Source organism: Dokdonella fugitiva, from assembly GCF_004342425.1.
GTDB classification, from domain to species: Bacteria; Pseudomonadota; Gammaproteobacteria; order Xanthomonadales; family Rhodanobacteraceae; genus Dokdonella_A; species Dokdonella_A fugitiva.
In genome coordinates this window covers 157,935-176,850 of the sequence record NZ_SLWQ01000009.1, presented here as the reverse complement: position 1 = coordinate 176,850, position 18,916 = coordinate 157,935, and the positions used below count along the sequence as shown (strand labels likewise).

Annotated in this window: 11 protein-coding genes; 6 read left to right on the top strand and 5 right to left on the bottom strand. The window is 72.8% G+C overall.

The features are described 5' to 3' along the window. The first annotated feature begins 8 nt into the window (after positions 1–8). The 3 genes from EV148_RS15370 (at position 9) to EV148_RS15360 (ending at position 5,147) form a co-directional block, all read left to right on the top strand. Positions 9–560 (top strand): ECF-type sigma factor, encoded by a 552-nt coding sequence (locus EV148_RS15370; RefSeq protein WP_131999733.1) that lies wholly within the window; start codon positions 9–11, stop codon positions 558–560. A gap of 43 nt (positions 561–603) precedes the next feature. Next, a complete protein-coding gene (locus EV148_RS15365; RefSeq protein WP_131999732.1) occupies positions 604–3,489 on the top strand; it encodes a serine/threonine-protein kinase in 2,886 nt (961 codons plus the stop codon). 95 nt (positions 3,490–3,584) lie between these two features. After that, complete coding sequence (locus EV148_RS15360) at positions 3,585–5,147, top strand: choice-of-anchor Q domain-containing protein (protein ID WP_131999731.1); 1,563 nt, start codon at positions 3,585–3,587, stop codon at positions 5,145–5,147. Positions 5,148–5,168: 21 nt separating this feature from the next. On the opposite strand, the gene EV148_RS15355 is transcribed toward EV148_RS15360, so the two are convergent. Both EV148_RS15355 and EV148_RS15350 read right to left on the bottom strand, forming a co-directional pair. Next, entirely contained in the window at positions 5,169–7,196 is a 2,028-nt protein-coding gene (locus tag EV148_RS15355; protein ID WP_131999730.1) for a tetratricopeptide repeat protein, read from the bottom strand. 41 nt (positions 7,197–7,237) lie between these two features. Beyond that, complete coding sequence (locus EV148_RS15350; RefSeq protein WP_131999729.1) at positions 7,238–7,675, bottom strand: hypothetical protein; 438 nt, start codon at positions 7,673–7,675, stop codon at positions 7,238–7,240. A 111-nt stretch (positions 7,676–7,786) separates the two neighbouring features. On the opposite strand from EV148_RS15350, the gene EV148_RS15345 reads away from it, so the two are divergent. Continuing rightward, positions 7,787–9,415, top strand: coding sequence for a flavin monoamine oxidase family protein (locus EV148_RS15345; RefSeq protein ID WP_131999728.1), 1,629 nt, complete (start codon positions 7,787–7,789; stop codon positions 9,413–9,415). Here the strand turns inward: EV148_RS15345 and EV148_RS15340 are convergent. The 3 genes from EV148_RS15340 to EV148_RS15330 form a co-directional block, all read right to left on the bottom strand. Continuing rightward, positions 9,367–12,228: a CHAT domain-containing tetratricopeptide repeat protein gene (locus EV148_RS15340; protein WP_131999727.1), complete on the bottom strand. Its 2,862-nt coding sequence runs from the start codon at positions 12,226–12,228 to the stop codon at positions 9,367–9,369. The genes EV148_RS15345 and EV148_RS15340 overlap by 49 nt on opposite strands. Before the next feature lie 76 nt (positions 12,229–12,304). Then, complete coding sequence (locus tag EV148_RS15335; protein WP_131999726.1) at positions 12,305–13,861, bottom strand: serine/threonine-protein kinase; 1,557 nt, start codon at positions 13,859–13,861, stop codon at positions 12,305–12,307. Beyond that, positions 13,848–14,525 (bottom strand): RNA polymerase sigma factor, encoded by a 678-nt coding sequence (locus tag EV148_RS15330; RefSeq protein WP_131999725.1) that lies wholly within the window; start codon positions 14,523–14,525, stop codon positions 13,848–13,850. Before EV148_RS15330 ends, EV148_RS15335 begins: the two co-directional genes overlap by 14 nt. A gap of 114 nt (positions 14,526–14,639) precedes the next feature. On the opposite strand from EV148_RS15330, the gene EV148_RS15325 reads away from it, so the two are divergent. Both EV148_RS15325 and EV148_RS15320 read left to right on the top strand, forming a co-directional pair. Continuing rightward, a complete protein-coding gene (locus EV148_RS15325) occupies positions 14,640–17,093 on the top strand; it encodes a NosD domain-containing protein (RefSeq protein ID WP_131999724.1) in 2,454 nt (817 codons plus the stop codon). A gap of 38 nt (positions 17,094–17,131) precedes the next feature. Then, positions 17,132–18,901: a Calx-beta domain-containing protein gene (locus tag EV148_RS15320; protein WP_158287495.1), complete on the top strand. Its 1,770-nt coding sequence runs from the start codon at positions 17,132–17,134 to the stop codon at positions 18,899–18,901. Positions 18,902–18,916: the final 15 nt, after the last annotated feature.

The window sequence follows — 18,916 nt, the reverse complement described above, 5'->3', positions numbered from 1 at the left end:
GGGGACGCATGGCGGATATCACCGAGCTGATCGGCAAGGCACGCGACGGTGACGACGAGGCGTCCGGGCGCGTGTTCGCGTTGCTCTACGATGAACTGCGCCGGCTCGCCGCCGGGCAGTTGCGCGGCGAGGGCGCGATGCGCACGACGTCGCTGGTACACGAGGCCTATCTCAAGCTCGCCCAGCATGGCGCGATCGAAGTCAACGACCGCGGCCACTACTTCGCCGTCGCCGCGCGCGTGATGCGGCAGATCGTCATCGACCACGTGCGTGCGCGCGCGGCGCTCCGTCGCGGCGGCAACCAGCCGGTCGCGTCGCTCGACACGACCGCGCTGCAGGCGGCGGCGGAAGATCGCGGCGAGGAGGTGCTCGCGCTCGACGATGCGCTGCACCGGCTTGCCGGCCTCGACGCGCCGCTCGCGGCGCTGGTCGAGATGCGCTTCTACGCGGGCCTGGAACTGGCCGAGATCGCGAGCGTGCAGGGCCGGTCCGAGCGTTCGCTCAAGCGCGACTGGCGGCGCGCGCGCGCGTTCCTGCAGCGCGAGATCGCGGGCCATTGATGCATCGGTCGCCGCGCTGCGCGGCGACGCTGAAAGCGGGGGCATGATGGTCGACGCTGCGCGCTGGGGGGGAATTTCCGCGCTGTTCGATGAACTCGTCGAATTGCCGCCGGCCGAACGCGAGCAGCGCCTCGCGGCCATCGCCGACGCCGTGCTCGCCGCCGAAGTGCGTGCGCTGCTCGCCGCGGACGAACAGGACGGCGTACTCGACGCGGGCGTGCCGGATGTCGTACCCGGATTGCTCGCCGACGCGGCACCGACCGATCGCCGCGCGGGTGCCTATCGCCTGCTGCATCCGATCGGCGAAGGCGGCATGGGCGTGGTCTGGCTCGGCGAACGCAGCGACGGTGCATTCGAACAACGCGTCGCGGTCAAGGTGCTCAAGCGCGGCATGGACACGCACGCGGTGCTGCGCCGCTTCCTGCAGGAGCGGCGCATCCTCGCGCGCCTGCACCATCCCTACATCGTGCGCCTGCTCGACGGCGGCATGAGCGAGGACGGCCGGCCGTTCTACGTGATGGATCACGTCGACGGCGTGCCGCTCACCGACCACGCGGCGCAACGACGCCTCGGCGTCGTCGCGCGCGTCGAGCTGCTCGCCAAGGTCGCGCAGGCCGTCGCCTACGCGCACGCGCGCCTCGTCGTGCACCGCGACCTCAAGCCGTCGAACGTGCTCGTCGAAGCCAATGGCGATCCGCGCGTGCTCGACTTCGGCATCGCCAAGCTGCTCGAGGAAAGCGGCGAGCAGACGCGCACGGGCACCGGCCTGCGCGTGCTGTCGCCCGCCTACGCGGCGCCCGAGCAGATTCTCGGCGAGGAAATCGGCACGGCGACCGACGTGTATGCGCTCGGGCTCCTGCTGTGCGAGTTGCTGGCCGGAAGCCTGCCGCGCCGGCGCAGCAGCGCGCCGGCCCAGCTCGCCCACGAGGCGACACACGAGACGAGCGAGCGCGCGAGCTCGCTCGCCGCGCGCCTGTCCACGCACGACATCGAGGCGCTGTACGGTCCCGGCATCGATCCGAAGCACCTCGCGCAGGTGCTCTCGGGCGACCTCGACGTCGTCATCGCGACCGCCCTGCAGCGCGACCCGGCACGCCGTTATCCGACCGCGGCGGCCTTCGCCGACGACCTGCGCCGCTGGCTCGAGAAGCGGCCGATCACCGCGCGCGCCGATTCGGCGTCGTATCGCTTCGCGCGCTTCGTGCGCCGGCACCGCGTCGGCGTCGCGGCATCCGCGCTCGTCGCGGTCACCGTGCTCGCCGGCCTCGGCATCGCGCTGTGGCAGGCCGAGGTCGCGCGCAGCGAGGCGCGTCGCGCCGACGCAGAGCGCGCGCACGCCGAACGCCAGCTCGCGCGCGCCGAACGCGTCAAGGACTTCATGGTCGCGCTGTTCCGCGAGCAGGACCCGGTGGCGCGCGCGAAGGCGCAGGCGCGCACGCCGTCGCAGCTGATCGGAGACGGTGTCGCGCAGATCGATGCGACGCTGGGCACGGAACCCGAGCTGCAGGCGGAGCTGCTGCGCGACCTCGGCGAGATGCAGCTCAACCTCGACGACGGCAAGGCCGGCCTCGCGACGCTCGCGCGCGCCTGGGAGCTGCAGCGCCGGCAAGGCGGCGACGACAGCCTCGCCGCGACGGAAACGCAGGTCGCCTACGCCGACGGCCTGTACGCGGCGGGCGACATCAAGGCCGCCACGCCGCTCGTCGACGCGGCCATCGCGCGCCTGCGCGAGCTCGGCGCGGCGCGTGGCGCACGCATGGCGCAGGCCGAGATGATCGCGTCGAAGATCCACCTGATCCAGGGCGACGGCGAAGGCGCCGAGCGGCTCGCAGGCGATGCGCTCGAGATCATCCGCGCACTGCGTGGACCACGCAGCATGGAGCTGGTCGGCCCGCTCTCGCTGCTCGGCAAGGTGCGGCACGAGCGCGCGCGCTTCGCCGAGGCGCACGCGGCGCTGAACGAGGCGATCGGGATCGTCGAAGCGGGCGGAGGCGCGGACAACGCGCGCGCCGCCCTGCTGCACATGTCGGTCGGCGACACGCTGCGCGTGCAGCGCAAGTACGACGAAGCGCTGCCCGAATACGAGGCGGCGCTGCGCATCGAGCGCGTGCAGTTGCCGCACGACCACGTGATCCTCGGCGGCACGCTGATCCGCCTCGGCGACCTGCAGCGGCGCATGGGGCGGCTCGACGCCGCCGATACGTCGCTCGCGGAAGCGATCGGCATCCTCGCCAAGGCGCCGAGCGGGCAGTACGCGCAGGCGCTGCAGTTCCATGGCAACCTCGCGCGCGCACAGGGACGGCTCGATCTCGCCGCGCAGCGCTACCGCGCCTCGTTCGAGGCGTTCCGCGCGGTCAGCGGCGACAGCGTCTACACCTGGCTGACCGCGCTCGAACTCGTCAGCGTGCTCGGCGAGCTCGAGCGCTTCGACGAAGCCGATGCGCTCGCGGCGCGGGCCGTCGCGGTGATGGCGACCTTGTCGAAGGACGACTCGTACGAGGCGGCTTACGTCAACAGCGTGATCGGCGGGCTGCGCCACGCGGAGCGTCGCTATGCCGACGCGATCGCCGCGCGCCGCCGCGCCGCCCTGCTGATCGAGAAGGCCTACGGGCCCGAACACGCGGAAGTCGCGCAGGCGCGCGCCGAACTCGCGGCGAGCCTCGTCGCGACCGGCGATGCGGCGATGCGCCGCGAAGCGGGCGAGATCGTCGAGCAGGCGCGCGCCGCGCTCGAGCAGAGCAGCGACGACACGGTCGGACCGATGCTCGGCGTCGTCTATCTCGTGCGCAGCCGCGTGCACCGCGGCGACGGCGACCTCGCCGGCGCGCGCGCGGACGTCGCGCAGGCGATCGACCGGCTGCAGGCGCCCGAACACGCCACGCGCCTGCGCGAGGCGCGGTCGCTCGCGCGGTCGCTCGGCGCGGGCTGAGCTCCCATCCTGCGCCGCCGTCGCCGCGGCGGCGCAACGGCCATGGCCCATGCCTGCGCGATCGTCCGTGGAACGGCGTGTCCACGGAGATCGCCATGTCCATCCTGCATCGCTCGTTCGCCCTCGGCTTCTTGTTCGCGTCGCTGCCCGCGACGGCAGCCACCTACCTCGTCACGCGCGGCGACGACCCCGCGCCCGACGGCTGCCTCGCCGGCGATTGTTCGCTGCGCGAGGCCCTCGACGCCGCGGTGTCGACGCCGGGCGGCGACACGGTCGTGCTCGCCGCCGGCCAGTACACGGTCACCCGCGGCGCGCTCGACGCCGTCGGCGATGTCGCCGTCGATGGCGCGGGCGCCGACGCGACACGCATCGTCGGCAACGGCGCATTCGACCTCTTGCGCGTGACCCCGCTGGCCGCGCTCGTGCTCGACGGCGTCACGCTCGCGTCGCAGGACGCGGCAATCGAGATCGACAGTGGCGGCGCGACCTTGCGTCGCGTGCGCATCGCCGCCGGCGGCGGCGTCGTCTCCGCGACGTCGGCGAACGGCGCCGCGCAGTTGCGCATCGAACATTCCGAACTCGGCGACGCCGTCGGCTGCCTGTGCGGCGCGGGGTCGTTGCACGCCTCCGACAGCACGCTCGCCGGCGTGGCGATGTTCGACGGCAGCGGCGACCTCGACCTCGAACGCGTCGAGGTGGTCGGCCCCGACGCGCACTACGGCATCGCGTTCACCTCGTCGGGCGCGGCGATGATCCGCGACAGCACGATCCGCAACCAGGCGATTCCCCTCGCGCTCGACGGCGCCGGTGGCGACGTGCACGTGGCGCGCACACGCTTCCTTGGCAACACCGGGCCGATGTACAGCTACCGCGACGGCACGGTCTGGATGGACGAGGTCGAGTTCAGCGGCAATGCCGTCGACGATGCGCATGCGGACCATCCCGCGGTGCTGCTCGCGACCGACGACGGCGCCTGGCGCATCACGCGCGCCCTGTTCAGCGGCAACCGTGGCGGCGGTGGATCGGGGGCGGGCCTCATTGGTTCGACCGTGCGCGTGCTCGCGGGTGCCAACGTCGTGATGGGCAACGTCACGTTCCACGACAACACGTTCCGCGCCGGCGTCGCCAACGGCATCGGCCACGCGATCGGCGTCGACGTCGCCGACGCGAGTGCGACGATCTTCTGGCTGTTCCATGCGACCCTGCGCACCGGGCCGTCGGTGCCCGACGACGCCGTCGCCTCGCTGCTCGCGGTGCGCGGCGCGGCGGCGAACGTGCGCATCCACGACAGTCTGCTCGCGGGCACCTGCGCCTTCGCCAACGGCGCCACGGTGTTGCAGGCGGTCGGCAACATCGAGTCACCGGGCCATACCTGCCAGCTGCCCCTGGCGGACAACGATGTCGACGTATCCGCGTTGCAACTGCTGCTCGGCCCACTCGCCGACAACGGTGGCTTCACGCGCACATTCCTCCCCTCGCGCGCGAGTCCCCTCGTCGACCGCGCGGATCCGACCTGGTGCGGCGTCGCCAATGCGACCTTCGGTGCGACCGACCAGCGCCGCTACCTGCGCCCCGCCGACGGCATCGATTGCGACATCGGCGCGGTCGAGACCCTGGCATCGCCCGACACGATCTTCGTGGACGGCCTCGACGGCTGAGCACGGTGCCTTGCGGCGGCGTCATTCCAACCACGGGTTGCGCAGCGGCGGGATCGTCGACGGATCCTCGCCGGCGTCCAGCCGGGAGACCTGCGCTCGCAGTTGCTGCTCGACCCTGGCGTCGAGGGGTGCCTGGTCCTGTTCGAGGAGCCGGCGATACGCACCGGCCGCCCGCGTCGCGTCGCCGAGTCGCAGGTAGGCATTGCCGAGCTCGACCCCGGCATCGACGGCCTGCGGACGCAGCGCGACGACGGGCTCGAGGCAGCGCGCGACGCGCTGCCAGTCGTCGCCGTTGCGCTTGTAGATGTACTCCATCACCTCGTCGGTCATTGCCGCGGCCCGGCCGACGGGATTGCGCTGCCGCCCGCGCCAGACCGTGATGTAACCGAAGCGCGCGACGCGATGCATGCCCTCGAACACCGGCGCGGGATCCCATTCGCGGTCGGGGCGCGGCACCTCGTCGTAGACCGAATACAGGAACCAGCCGTCGTAGACCCCCGCGACATTGTCGTCGTCGAGGCCCTGCACGCGCCGGCGCACGTCGACGTGCGCGCCGCGCCACTGGTTCTCCATGAGCGACATGACCCAATGACCCGAATACAGCGGCAGGCCGCCCGCGGCGATTTCGGCATGGTGGAACGCGGCGACCTCGCCGTAGCGCTGCCCGAGGTCGAGGCCCTCGTTCTCGAAGTAGCGGTAGGCGCCGGCGCTGCCACCGACCAGTTCGTTGTGGTACTCCCACAGGCGTGGCTCGCGCGCCGTCATCGCCACCGCGGCGGCGAATGCCGCGGCGACGACACCCAGGAGCACGCGCGAGCGCCGCTTCCAGGCGATCGACACCGCGCCACCGGCGAGCACGGCTGCCGCGCAGAGCAGCGGTGTCGCATGGCGGATGCCGCCCCACGCCTCGGGAGAAGCCATCAGCGCGGCGAGATGCGTCGCGCTTGCCGCGGCGAGCGCGGCCAGCATCCAGCGCGTCGTCGGCGCAAGTCGCGAGCGCACGAGCAGGACCAGCCCGAGCAGCGCGAGTGCCGCCAGCGCGAGCGGCATCTTCGCCGCGAGGATCGCCGGCCAGGTGAACCATGGCGTGCGCCCGTGGTAGAGCCTTCCCCACACCAGGTGCGTGCCGCCACCGCGACCTTCGACGCCGGTGCGCACCGTGTCGGCGAGGCCCCACAGGTAGGCGCGTGGCAGCAGCCGGTGGCGATCGGCGAAGGCGAGCGCCGCACGCAGGGGCGCGGTCGACACGTCGGCGATCTTGTCCTCGATCGGCCGGTTGAATCTGTCGCCGCCATCGGCGTCGGCATGGAAACGCCAGCCGTACTGTGCCCACAGCAGCGCCACGCCGAGCATGATGGCAACCGCGAGCTTCGCGCCGCGCAGCGCAAGGCCGCCCACGCCGCCGTCGCGGCGCGCGAGTGCGGCAGCGAGGAGGACCAGCCCCACGCCGAGCAGCCCCGCCAGCGCCGAATGCTTCGCGCCGAGCGCGAGTCCGGTCGCGGCGCCGAACACGGCAACCCAGCGCCACTGCCAGGTCGCTGCCAGCAGCCCCGCCGCGACGATCACGACGCCGAGCGTGAGCGCGAGTGGACCGTCGGTCATCACCACCGGCAGGTGCGCGCCGATCGTCGGCTCGAGCGCGAGGAGGGCGAGCGTACCTGCGGCCCAGGCGAAGCCTGCGGCACGTCGGAGCAGCACGCCGATGGCGAGGAGCAGCGCGCCGTTCAATGCCCACATCGCCAGACGCGCGCGTTGCTGGACGCGCGCGAAATCGTTGTCGAGGAACATCGTCTGCTCGACCCATTCGCGTTCCTGGCTCTTCTCCTCCAGCGCGGGCTCGGGCCGCAGGCGGAAGTCCGCCGGCATCCATGCGCCGACCCAGCGCTTGGCCAGCGGCGGATGCTCGGGATTGAGGTGCATGTCGCCACCACGCACGTAGGACGTGCCGGCGACGATGTGCCACGGCTCGTCGATCGTGAAGCTGTCCAGGCGCGTGCCGTACCACGAGCGCAGCACGGCCAGCGCAGCGAGCAGGACCAGGGCGGGCACGGCCAGTGCCCGACGCCGCCGCAGCGATGCGACAACCGCGTTCATCGCGTCGCGCATCGACGCCGGCCCTGCAGGGTTCGAACACGCATGCGCGCCCCCATTCGATAGCAGGCCGAGGCTTCGTCGTTGCTGCCGCCCGCGGCGACGCGCCGGCCGGTCAGGTCGATGCCGTCGAACCGGATGTCCGGCCGGTCGCCGTCACCGTCGCCGCCAGTGAGGCCGGCCCCGGGATATCCGGCGACGATGCCACTCCAGTAGGGCAGGGCGAGCCGGACCTCGCCCTGCACGCCGAGCTCGAGTCGGCCGGCGCCGCCTCCCTGCACGGCAGGTGCGCGGATGCCGCCAGCGGCGGCGATCGTGAAGGCGGTGCGCGCGAAGGCATGGCGCGCCTGCATCGGCGTGTTCGCGGCGAACGCGCCGCCGAAGGCGAGCGCGACGCATGCGCGCACGAGGGTCGGACGCGGGTGCCGGCAGGTCATGACGTGATCCTCCTGCGAAGGTCCACGCAGTCGGGCGTCGTCGCGGGCCACCGACGCGGTCGTCTCGCGCGGGTGCATACTCGCGCCGACCGGCAACCTGGGGAGGGCGGCATGGCACGTACGGCCTTGGTGGACCTGCTGCGGCGCGGCGCCGCGATCGCGGCGCACTGCGCGCGCAGCGGCGAGCCGCTCGACGAGGCGATCGCGCGCGAGCGCGAGGCACGCATCGACCACGCGCGGCGACGTTTCCTGCGCGATTCACTCGGTGCCTCGGCCGCGCTCGCGCTCGCCGCGTGCACGCCGGCGGCGCTGCGCCCGCGCGGCGACGGGGCCGACGCGGTCATCGTCGTCGGCGCCGGCATCGCGGGGCTCACCTGCGCCTGGCGGCTGCGCCAGGCCGGCGTGCCGGTCGCATTGTATGAAGCGCAGGAGCGCGTCGGCGGCCGAATGTTCAGCCTGCGTGGCCACGCCGACGGCCAGGTGTGCGAACTCGGCGGCGAGCTGGTCGACAGCGGCCACGCGCGCATGCGCTCGCTGGCAGCCGAACTCGGCCTCGTGCTCGACGACCTCGCCGAGGATCCGACCGCGGCGCATGGCGACATCTGGTTCCATGGCGGCCGCCGTTATTCCGATCCGGAGATCCTCGCCGCATTCGCGCCGCTCGCGCAGGCGATCGCGCGCGACGCGTCGGCCCTGCCGGACGAGCAGATCACGTACGCGGCGCCCGGCGGCGCCGAGGCGCTCGATCGCGAATCGATGAGCGCCTGGCTCGACCGCAACGGCGCCGACGGCTGGCTGCGCGCGCTGATCGAGGTCGCCTACACGACCGAGATGGGCCTCGAGTGCGAGGAGCAGTCGGCGCTCAACTTCCTCACCTTCATCGATCCCGGCACCGACGCGTTCCGCATCTTCGGCGCGAGCGACGAGCGGTACCACGTGCGTGGCGGCAACGACCTCGTGCCGCACGCGCTCGCACGGCGCGTCGACGACGCGATCACCACGGGCGCGGTGCTCGAGGCACTGCGTCGCGACGACAGCGGCCGTTACGTGCTCTCGTTCCGGCGCGGTGCCGCCGCGTTCGAACGACGTGCGCATCGCGTCGTGCTCGCCGTGCCGTTCACGACCCTGCGCGACGTGCGCCTCGACCTCGAGCTGCCGCCGGCCAAGCGCAAGGCGATCGCCGAACTGCGCTACGGCACCAATGCCAAGCTCATGATCGGCTTCGGCGAGCGCGTCTGGCGCACGCGCTACGCGAGCGGCGGCGCGACCTACAGCGACCTGCCGCTGCAGACGACCTGGGAAACCAGCCGCATGCAGGCAGGCGCGGCGGGCATCCTCACCAACTTCGTCGGCGGCCGGCATGGCGTCGACGTCGGCAGCGGCACGCCGAAGCAGCAGGCCGATGCGGCCGCCGCGCAGCTCGAGGCGATCTGGCCCGGCATCGCCGCCGCGCGCGACGGTGCGCGCGAGGCGCGTTTCCATTGGCCGACGCACGCGTGGACGAAAGGCAGCTACGCCTGCTTCACGCCCGGGCAATGGACGACGCTGCGCGGTGCGGTCGGTGAACGCGTCGGCGACCTGCACTTCGCCGGCGAGCACTGCGCGTTCGACAACCAGGGTTTCATGGAAGGCGGCGTCGAAACCGGCGAATGGGTCGCCGCGGCGATCGCCGGGCGTGACGTCGCGAGCGCCTACCGCCAGTCACCGAGCGCGAAGAAGCCGGCCCAGTACCAAGGATGATCGCTGTCGCCGCGCGCGCGGCGCGCGGCGAGCACGACGCGTTGCGCGCGTTGCATCGCCGTCGGCGTGTCGGCGCGATCGTGCAGGCGCGCACGGTAGAGCGCCTCGCTCCACTGCGCGGTCGCTTCGTCGTCGACCGGCCAGCGGCTGAGCAGCACGGTGCGCGCGCCGCCGAGGCGGAATGCGCGCGCGAGGCCGTACAGGCCTTCGTAGCGGTGCGTCGCGCCGGCAGCGGTCGAGCACGCGGCGAGCACGGCCCAGCGCACGGCGGAGAGGTCGAGCGCGGCGATCTCGAGTTCGCCGAGCAGGCCGTCGTTGGTGCTGTCCTCGCCGCCGTCGCGCGGCGTCGCGAGCACGAGCGCGGTCGGCGCCGTCGCCCGCGCATCGGGTTCGGCGGTGAGGCTGACGCCGCGCGTGCCGTCGTCGTCGGCGCAGTCCGCGGCCGGCGCGATGCCGTGCGTGGCGAGATGGACGAGGCTCGCGCGTGGTGCCTCGCGGCGGAAGCGTGCCTCGCTCGCGGCGTCGCCGAGCAACGACAGCATCGGCGTCGCGGCGTCGCCCCTGCGGAACAGGCGTTCCAGGCGCGCGACCTCGCGGCGTGCGCCGGGCAGCGCCGGCAGTGCGCGCGCCTCGCCGCAGCGCGCCTTCGCCGGTATCACCGCGCCGGTCGCGGCATCGTTCGGGTCGGCGACGGCGAGCAGGGCGTGCCTGGCGCGCGGCGCGACCGGCGGCGCGAGCAGTTCGCGCTCGTCGTTGAGCAGGTGGAACGCGAGGTCGCGCTCGACGAGGTAACCGTCGCCGTCCGGCAACGCCGGCCATGGCAGGCGCAGCAGCGGCCCCTCGGCGACGACGAAGATGCGTTGCGCTGCGACCTTGGCGGCGATCGGTGCCCACACGCGCGCGGCGAGCGCCTGGCCGCGCTGGCGCAGTAGATCGCTGCCGCCCGCCGGGTTCTGCATCGACGCGAGCCATTGCTCGAGTTCGTTCGCGATCACCGAGGCGGGGCCGAGCGCGATCGTGGCGACCGGAGCTCCGTCCGGCGGCAACACGAAGGCCCAGGTTTCCGGGTCCTCGACGTCGACCGCGGCATTGGCGAAATCATCCGGCTTGCGATGGGCGAGATCGTGCAGCCACACCAGCGCCGTGCCGCGCGGCATCGCCGCGCGCAGTTCGGCCATGCCGATCGCGCGCGTCGACAGCTCGCGGGCCTGCGGCAGCGCGATCGCGAGGCGCCGTTCGGCCCGTTCGAGGCGCGCCTGCGCGGCGGATCGCACCGACGCGTCGGCGCCGATGCGTGCACGCTCGAGCGCCGAGCTCGCCTCGAGCCAGTCCTGCCACAAGGCGCGCAGCTTCGCGTCGCCGCTCGCCCGCGCCTGCATGAGGCGCGCGGCCTGGATCGCGGTGAGCTGGCCGCGTGCGCTGATCGCGAGCGACCACGCGCGCTCGACCAGGCCGGCGTCGCCGCTGTCGATGGCGATCGCGATCGCGTGATCGAGCGTTTCGTAATCCTGCTCCTGGAACGCGAGTGCCTGCTGGTCCGACAGGCTCGCCGCGACCGCGCGCACGGCCGCCTGCCGCGTCGCCTCGGCGCTCGACGCAGCGGCGAACGCCTCGGCGTGCCGGCCCTGGCCCCACAGCGCGGCGGCGAGGCCGTGCTGCGCGAACAGCGGCGTGGTCTCGCTCGCGGCCGGCGCGTCGGCGAAGCGCTCGAGTGCGCGGCGGAAGCCTGCCTCCGCCTCGACGTAGCGGTGCTGCCAGATGCGCACCATCGCGATGTTCGCGACCGGCATGTAGTGGCCGGGATCCTGGCTGTGCGTGCGCTCGGCGATGTCGAGCGCGCGCTGGAACAGCGCGACCGCGGCCTCGCCGCGTCCCGCGCGCAGGCTTTCGGCGTTGCCGTAGTTGTTGAGGACCACGGCGAGCATCGGCGAATCGGTGCCGTATGCCCGTTCGAACGCGCGCACCGCGCGTTCATAGTAGGCGATCGCGCGATCGGCCTCGTTGCGGTTGCGGTGGAGATTGCCGAGGGCATACAGCACGACCGCGCCGTTGCGTCCGCTCGGATCGGGCGACGCCTCGTCGAGCGCGAGCGCTTCGCGGTAGTTCGCCTCGGCGCGATCGAGGTCGCCGCTGATGCGCTGCGTCTGGCCGAGGCGTATCAGTCCGCGCGCGAGCGCGACGCGATCGTCGGGCGCGGCCTTGCGGCGGATCGCCAGCGCGGTCTCGAGCGAGGTGATCGCGCCGCCGTAGTCGGCCGCCGTGCGTTGCGCGAGCGAGAGGTCGTACAGCGCATCCGCGTGGTCGATGCTTTCGGCGCCGTCGCGTTCGCGCGTCGCGCGGACCGCTTGCTCGAGGTCGGCCAGTGCGAGCGCCGGCTTGCGCATGCGTGCGTGGGCGACGCCGCGCAGCCGTCGCGCGGTGATCGCCGGCGGCGTGTCAGCCTGGTCCGGGCCGAGCAGCGCGAGCACGCGGTCGGTGGCCGCGACCACCGCTTCGTGCTGGACCTCGGTGTGATCGAGTGCGCGCGCGAGGGCGAGCTGGATCGCGGCTTCGCGCGCGGGCGGCAGGCGCGCCGTGCGCGCGCGTCGCGCGAGCGCCTGCGCGCGCGCCAGGGCTTCATCGCCGTGGCCGGCGGCGAGCAACTGGCCGATTGCCGCGATTTCGGCGTTCTCCTCGATGTCCGCGGCGTCGGCCGACGCGTCACTCGCGGCGATCGCCGGCACGGCGTTCGTCGCATTCGCCGCCACGCCGATCGCGACGAGCAGGGTCGCCGCATGCAGCCATCGATACCGGGTCGTCTGCGCCGTGGACATGCCGAAGCTCCCCGTCGGTCGTTCGAGCATAGCGCGCGGACGCGGCGCCGGCATGTCGCCGTCGCGCCGGTGCGGCTCAATCGCGATGGGGCAGGCGGTAGCGCCAGGTCCGCACGCGGCGGTCCGCGGCGAGTTCCGCGGCGAGCGCGTCGAGGCGTGCGTCGGTCGGACCCGTCGTCGCGGGCACGGCGCGGCCGACGCTGCGCGTGCGCACGTCGGCGTCGACGCGGCCGTCGGCCGCATCGAAGGCATCGAGGCGCGCGAGTGGCGCGGTCGCGGCGACGAGCAGGAATTCCTCCGCGGCCGCGCTGGACGAGACCTCGAAACGCAGGTTGCGCCCGCGCGCGCGCCCGGGGATCTCGTGGCGGCCGGCTTGGAGCGGGTTGGTCGTGTCGAGGCCCGGCAACGGGAACAGTCGCGTCAGCACGCCGGCGTCGTCCGCATTGAATGCATAGAGCCAGACCGGCTCGCGGCTCGTCACGCTGAAGGCGAGGCGGTCGCCGAGCGCAACCTGCGTGCCATCCGCGGCGGGCGCGATGGCAGCGTCATGCTGCAGCAGCAACTCGACCTCGGCCTGCGGCGGGCCGGAGGCGGGTCGCAGCGCGATGGAACCGGCAACGACGAGCGCGAGAACGGCGACGCTCGCGGCGATGGCGAGGCCGCGGCGCCCGGCGCGCGGCGCAGCTGGCGCCTGCGCGTGACCGGGCAGCGCGTCGGCGAGCGCCTGCTCCATCGCCGCGGCATCCGCGAAACGCCGCGCCGGGTCCGCATCGCGTGCGCGCGCGATCACCGCGCGCAACGCGGCTGGCACGTCGTGGCGGGCAGGCGGGTCGGATCGATCGGGACCGGGCACGCGGCCGTCGAGGAGGAACTGCAGCAGGCCGCCGAGTGCGTACAGGTCGTGCGCGGGCGTGCGCAATGCACCCGCGAGGACTTCGGGCGCGAGGAATGCGGGCGTCGCGGTGCTGCGCAGCAGTGCATTGACGTGCGCGGGTTCGCCGCCGGCGCCGAGGTCGGCGAGCACGATGCGCCCGCCGCGTTCGCGCAGCACGTTGTCGGGTTTCACGTCGCCGTGCAGCAGGCCGGCGGCATGCACGGCGCCGAGTGCACGACACAGCGCGCGGCCGACGACGATCGTTTCCTCCGCGCCGAGCGGGCCGTCGGCGACGATCCACGCGGCGAGGCTGCGCCCCTCGATCCATTCGCACCAGAGCCCGGCGCGACCGTCGTGCACCGCTGCGCCGAACACGCGCACGACATTGCGATGGCGGACCCTGGCGAGGCAGCGGGCTTCGTCGAGGAACATGCGCGCGGGTGGCGCGCCGTCGCCGGCGCGCAGCAGCTTCAGCGCGACCGGCAGCCCGAGCCCGGGGTCGAACGCGCGGAACACCTCGCTGGCGGCGCCGTCGGCGATCCTTTCCTGCACCGCGAGCGGACCCCAGGTGAACAGCGCCGGCGCGCGTGGTGCGGTGTCGAAATCCCGGAACGCCCGCGCGATGTCCGACAGCGTGCGCAAGGCCTCGGCCTGGCGCGCATCGACGCCGCTCGCGGCATCGAGCAGCGCGTCGTCGGCGGGCGCGGCCTCGAGGATGCGCTCGAGCAGGCGTTCGATCGACGGATCAGTGCGCGCCATCGCCGTGCGCCTCCGCGTCCATCGCGCGCGCGAGGCTCGCCGCCGCGCGCTTGACCGCCATGCGCACCGCGTCGCGGCCGAGGCCGGTCTCGTCGGCGATGTCGTCGTAATCGAAGCCGAACTCGATGCGCATGACGAGCAGTTCCTGGCTGCGCCGTGGCAGCGTCGCGAGCGCGGCTTCGTAGCGGCGCACGCGCTCGCGGCCGACGGCGGCCTCGAGCGGCGTCAGCCCGTCCTCGTCGACGAGCACGTCCGCCCCGGTGGATTCGCCGCCGGTGCGCGGCGCGGAGCGGCGGATTTCGTTGCGCAATGCATTCAGCAGGACGTGTCGCAGGTAGCCGAGGAAGCAGCCGCAGCCGGCGTACTCGAAGCGGGGGAGCTGGTTCGCGGCGCGCAGCAAGGTCACCTGGACGAGGTCGTCGGTGTCGACGAGGTCGCGCGCATTGCGCGGCAACCGTCCGTGCGCCCAGCGGCGCAGGATCGGCAGGTAGCGCGCGAGCAGGCGTTCGCGCGCGTGCGCGTCGCCCGCGCGGATGCGGTGCAGCAGTTGCTGCGTCGTGTCGCCCGCGGCATCCATGGGCGGGGTTATAGCACGGGCATGCGGCGTGGCCCGCGGCACGCCGATGCCGCGGGCGAAGGGCGGCCTGATGCAGATCGCGGTCATGGGTCGGTTCCTGCCTCGCTCTTGGAAACCCGCGGGAGCGCGCGAACGAACGCGTGTTCGTTTCGCGGCGGGCGCGGGTTTCGTGCGGTGTCACAGGCTGCCGGAAAACACGCCATGCCCCATCGCCCCATCGCGCAGGCGACGCGCCGCGCTGCTTTCATCGTCGCGGTGGCACTCGCCGCCTTGCCCGCCCCCGTCGCCGCGCTCGAGCGTTGCGTGCAGACGCTCGCCGACCTCGTCGACGGCCTGCACCAGGCGCAGTCGCTCCAGTCCGGCGGCACGGTCACGTTGCGACTCGTCGCGCAGACGTACGCCTGGAGCGGCAGCGAGACGATCGTGCTCGCGAACCGGCTCAACCTGCTCGGTGGCTACAACGGCGACTGCAGCGCGCGCACGGTCGATCCGGCCAACACGGTCATCGACGGGCTCGGTGCGTTGCAGCTCGAGCTGTACCAGGCCGGGCTGGGCCTCACCGTCGAGGGCGTACGCTTCCACGCCACCGAAGTCCTGCGCGTCACTGCCCCCGGCAGCTGCCTCGCCTACGGCGAGGAAGTGAACTGGCGACGCACGATCGTCGATACCGCATACGGCGATTTCCGCGTCGACAACGCCTGCGGCGACCTCGTGTTCCAGAACAACCTGCTGCGCGTGCGCTACGGCACCGTGCTCGCACTGTCGCCGCATGCGCTCGCCGCGGACGCCTACGTCGACAACAACACGTTCCTCGACGCGACACAGGGCGGCGCACTCGCGCTCCACCGCTGGAGCGAGAGCGAGACGGCGACGTTCGAGATCAGCAACAACATCATGTGGGGCAGTTCCGGCACCGATTTCAGCCTGTACCCGACCAGCGGCGTGCCGATCGTGCGTGCGTACCACAACATCTGGGGCGGCATCGCGGTGCCGCTCGCGACGAACGTCGGCAACCTGCAGGTCGACCCCGCGCTCGACGCGAGCGGCCGGCCGATCGAACCGTCGTCGCCGGCGATCAACAGCGGCTACGACACGCCCGCGGGCGGCCTGCCCGCGGTCGACATCGACGGCGGCCCGCGGCGGATCGGCAGTGCCGTCGATCGCGGCGCGTACGAGTCGAGCGTCGTCGACGTGACCGAGCTCGTCGTCACGCACGCGGGCGACAGCGGGTCGGGCTCGCTGCGCCAGGCGATCCTCGACGCGAACTCGCTGCCGAACTTCAACACGATCCGCTTCGCGATCCCGGGCAACACCGGCGCGATCCTGATCGCGCAGTCGCCGTATCCGGACATCGTCACGCCGATGCGCATCGACGGCTTCACCCAGTCCGGCGCGCAGCCGAACGCGAGCGCGTGGTCGAACGATGCGACCTACATGATCCAGATCGCCGGCGCCGGCGGCCAGGTCAGCCATGCGTTCCGCGTGCCGCCCGGCGCGCCCGCGGGCACGAAGCTCGAATTGCGCGGCCTCTCGATCGGCGGCTTCGACGACGCGGTGCTGCTGCAGGCGGGCAGCGGACACGTCGTGCGCGGCAATCATTTCGGCCGCTACGATCCCGGCCTGCTCGGTGGCAACGACAACGTCAACGCGATCTTCGTCAACGGTACGGCCGATGGCGTCCACATCGGCGGCATCGATCCCGCCGATCGCAATTCGATCGCCGGCCACCCGGACCCGGCCGCGGGCAACGGCTACGGCATCCATCTCGGCGGCAGCGGCGACGGCCATCTCGTCATCGGCAACCTGATCGGCACCTACCCGGACGGCAACCGCGCGCATGGCCATCGCATCGGGCTGCGCGTGGCGACGAACCTGGGCGTGGTGCTGAAGAACCTCATCTCCGGCAATGGCGACGGCCTGCAGGTGTACGGCAGCGACAATCTCGTCGTCGGCAACCGCATCGGCACCAAGGCGTTCGCGATCTGCCTGCCGCCGTGTTCGCCGGACTACGCGTTGCCGAACACGCACGGCGTCATGGTCTACGCCGACGCGAACGACAACGCGTTCAACGACAACCAGGTCGCGTACAACGGCTACAGCGGCGTGATCCTCCAGCCAGGCGCGGCGGGCAACCGTTTCTCGGGCAACCGGATGCACGCGAACGGCGTGTTCGACCTCGACCTGCGTGATCCCAGCGGGATGAACCCGATCGACTACGACGGTCCGCCGATCCCGCCTGGTCCATGCGCACAGGCGAACTGCGACCAGAACTTCCCCGTGCTCGACGCGGCGTGGGGCACGCGTCGCGCCGGCCGCGTGACGGGTTCGCTGTCGAGCTGGAACGGGGTCCACCGCATCGAGTTCTTCGCCGGCCCGGCCTGCGGCGCGGGCGGCCAGGGCGGCGCGGCGCGCTACCTCGGTCACCACGACATCGAGGTGACCGGCGCGACGATGCTCCCGCCGCACAACGGCACGGTGCTGTTCGAGCTGCCGATCGGGAGCACGAGCTCCCTCCAGGGCCAGGTCATCACCGCGACCGCGACGTCGCCCGCGGGCAACACCTCCGAGTATTCCGCGTGCGTGCCTTACGCCTGCGACCAGATCTTCGCGCACGGCTTCGACGACGCCCAAGCCGAGACCTGCCCGGCGCCGTGAGCGCGCCGGGCCACCCTTGCACCGACCGGAGAACACGCATGCAAAAGCAAACGCCCTTGCCGTCGATCGTCGCCCTGCTGCTCGCATCGACCGCGGTCCCGATCACCGCCATCGCGGCCCCCGGTGACCTCGACCCGTCCTTCGGCATCGGCGGGCTGGTGCGCGATCCGATGCCCGGCGCCGGCGCGCGCGCGACGGCCGTCGCGATCGACGCGAACGGTCGCATCGTCGTCGCGGGCACGAGCTCGGTGAACGTGATCGACGGCAACTTCGGTGTGCTCCGCCTCGACCCCGACGGCGCGCCGGACGCATCGTTCGGCAACGGTGGCCGTGTCAGCGAAGGCTACGTCGCCGGCAGCGACGACGACGCGTACGGGGTCGTCCTGCAGGGCGACGGCCGCATCGTCGTGGCCGGCACATCGTTCACGATCGCGACGGCGAGCGATCTCGCCGCGCTGCGCCTCGAACAGGACGGCAGCGTCGACACGAGTTTCGGCAACCATGGCAACGGCTGGATGACGAGTGGACGCGGCGGTACCGATGTCGGCCTCGCACTCGCGTCGGCGCCGTCCGGCTTCTTCATCGCCGGCTACCTCGACGGCAGCATCGACCTCGACGCGGGCGGGCTCCTGCTCGACACGCTCGGCATGCCGGCGCCGCTGTTCGGCGACGCCGGCTTCGCCGTCGCGGGCATCGACAGCCATGCCGCAGCGGCAGCGGCGCTGCAGGCCGATGGCAAGCCGCTGCTCGGCGGCACCGGCGACACCGGTGGCGGCATCATCGCGCGCTTCGCCACCGACGGTACGCCCGATCCCACCTTCGCCGGCGACGGCCGCGCCGAACTCGGCCCGGACCTCGGCATCGAGGACCTGCGCGTGCTCGCCGACGGCCGCATCGTCGCCGTCGGCCATCACCTGACCGACGCGGTCGTGTTGCGCCTGCTCGCCGATGGCAACCTCGACCCGGCGTTCGGCAATGGCGGCGTGTTCACGCTGACGGCGGCGAGCCAGTCCGCGCAGCAGATCTTCGCCAACGCGATCGCGGTGCAGGGCGACGGCGCGCTCGTCGTCGCCGGCAACGCGATCAGCGTCGCGGACGGCTCGATGCTGCTCGTGTTCCGCGTCTCGCCCGACGGCACGCCCGATGCCGGTTTCGGCAACGCGGGGGCGCGGCTCGTCGACGCGCCGACCGACCTGTTCGGCGAGGCGGTCGCCGTGCAGGCCGACGGCGCGATCGTCGTCGCCGGATCCGATCGTGGCCCGAACCCGAGCAGCTCGGATGACCAGTTCCTCGTCGCGCGTTTCCTCGGCGGCGCCGGCGCGGGCGGCCTGCCGCGCATATCGATCGCCGATGCGAGCCGCGCCGAAGGCAACGTCGGCAGCGCACTCATGAGCTTCGACCTCGTCCTCGACGTGCCGTCCGCCGCCAGCGTCAGCGTGGACGTCGCCACCGACCTCGGCACCGCGACGCCGGGCGTCGACTACACGCCGACGACGGCGACGCTGTCGTTCCCGCCGGGCACGACCTCGGTCGTGTTCCAGGTGCCGGTCATCGGCGACACCGTGCCCGAAGCCGACGAAACCTTCCTCGTGCGCCTGTCCGCGCCGGTCGGCGCGCTGCTCGGCGACGCGGAAGCGGTCGGTACGATCATCGACGACGACGCCGGCATGCCGGCGGGTGCGCCGGTCGCGGCGCCGGGCCCGGGGCCGTTCGCGCTGGGCGTGCTCGCCGGCCTGCTCGGCCTGGGTGGCGCGCTGGTCGTGCGGCGGCGACGCGCGGAGCACGGCCTGCGTTCGACATCGCGATAGCGCAGGGCGTCCGTC

Excerpts from the sequence above, each read along its gene's own strand:
- EV148_RS15370 (WP_131999733.1), top strand. The coding sequence starts at position 9 with ATGGCGGATATCACCGAGCTGATCGGCAAGGCACGCGACGGTGACGAC.
- EV148_RS15365 (WP_131999732.1), top strand. The coding sequence starts at position 604 with ATGATGGTCGACGCTGCGCGCTGGGGGGGAATTTCCGCGCTGTTCGAT.
- EV148_RS15360 (WP_131999731.1), top strand. The coding sequence starts at position 3,585 with ATGTCCATCCTGCATCGCTCGTTCGCCCTCGGCTTCTTGTTCGCGTCG.
- EV148_RS15350 (WP_131999729.1), bottom strand. The coding sequence starts at position 7,675 with ATGACCTGCCGGCACCCGCGTCCGACCCTCGTGCGCGCATGCGTCGCG.
- EV148_RS15345 (WP_131999728.1), top strand. The coding sequence starts at position 7,787 with ATGGCACGTACGGCCTTGGTGGACCTGCTGCGGCGCGGCGCCGCGATC.
- EV148_RS15340 (WP_131999727.1), bottom strand. The coding sequence starts at position 12,228 with ATGTCCACGGCGCAGACGACCCGGTATCGATGGCTGCATGCGGCGACC.
- EV148_RS15335 (WP_131999726.1), bottom strand. The coding sequence starts at position 13,861 with ATGGCGCGCACTGATCCGTCGATCGAACGCCTGCTCGAGCGCATCCTC.
- EV148_RS15330 (WP_131999725.1), bottom strand. The coding sequence starts at position 14,525 with ATGACCGCGATCTGCATCAGGCCGCCCTTCGCCCGCGGCATCGGCGTG.
- EV148_RS15325 (WP_131999724.1), top strand. The coding sequence starts at position 14,640 with ATGCCCCATCGCCCCATCGCGCAGGCGACGCGCCGCGCTGCTTTCATC.
- EV148_RS15320 (WP_158287495.1), top strand. The coding sequence starts at position 17,132 with ATGCAAAAGCAAACGCCCTTGCCGTCGATCGTCGCCCTGCTGCTCGCA.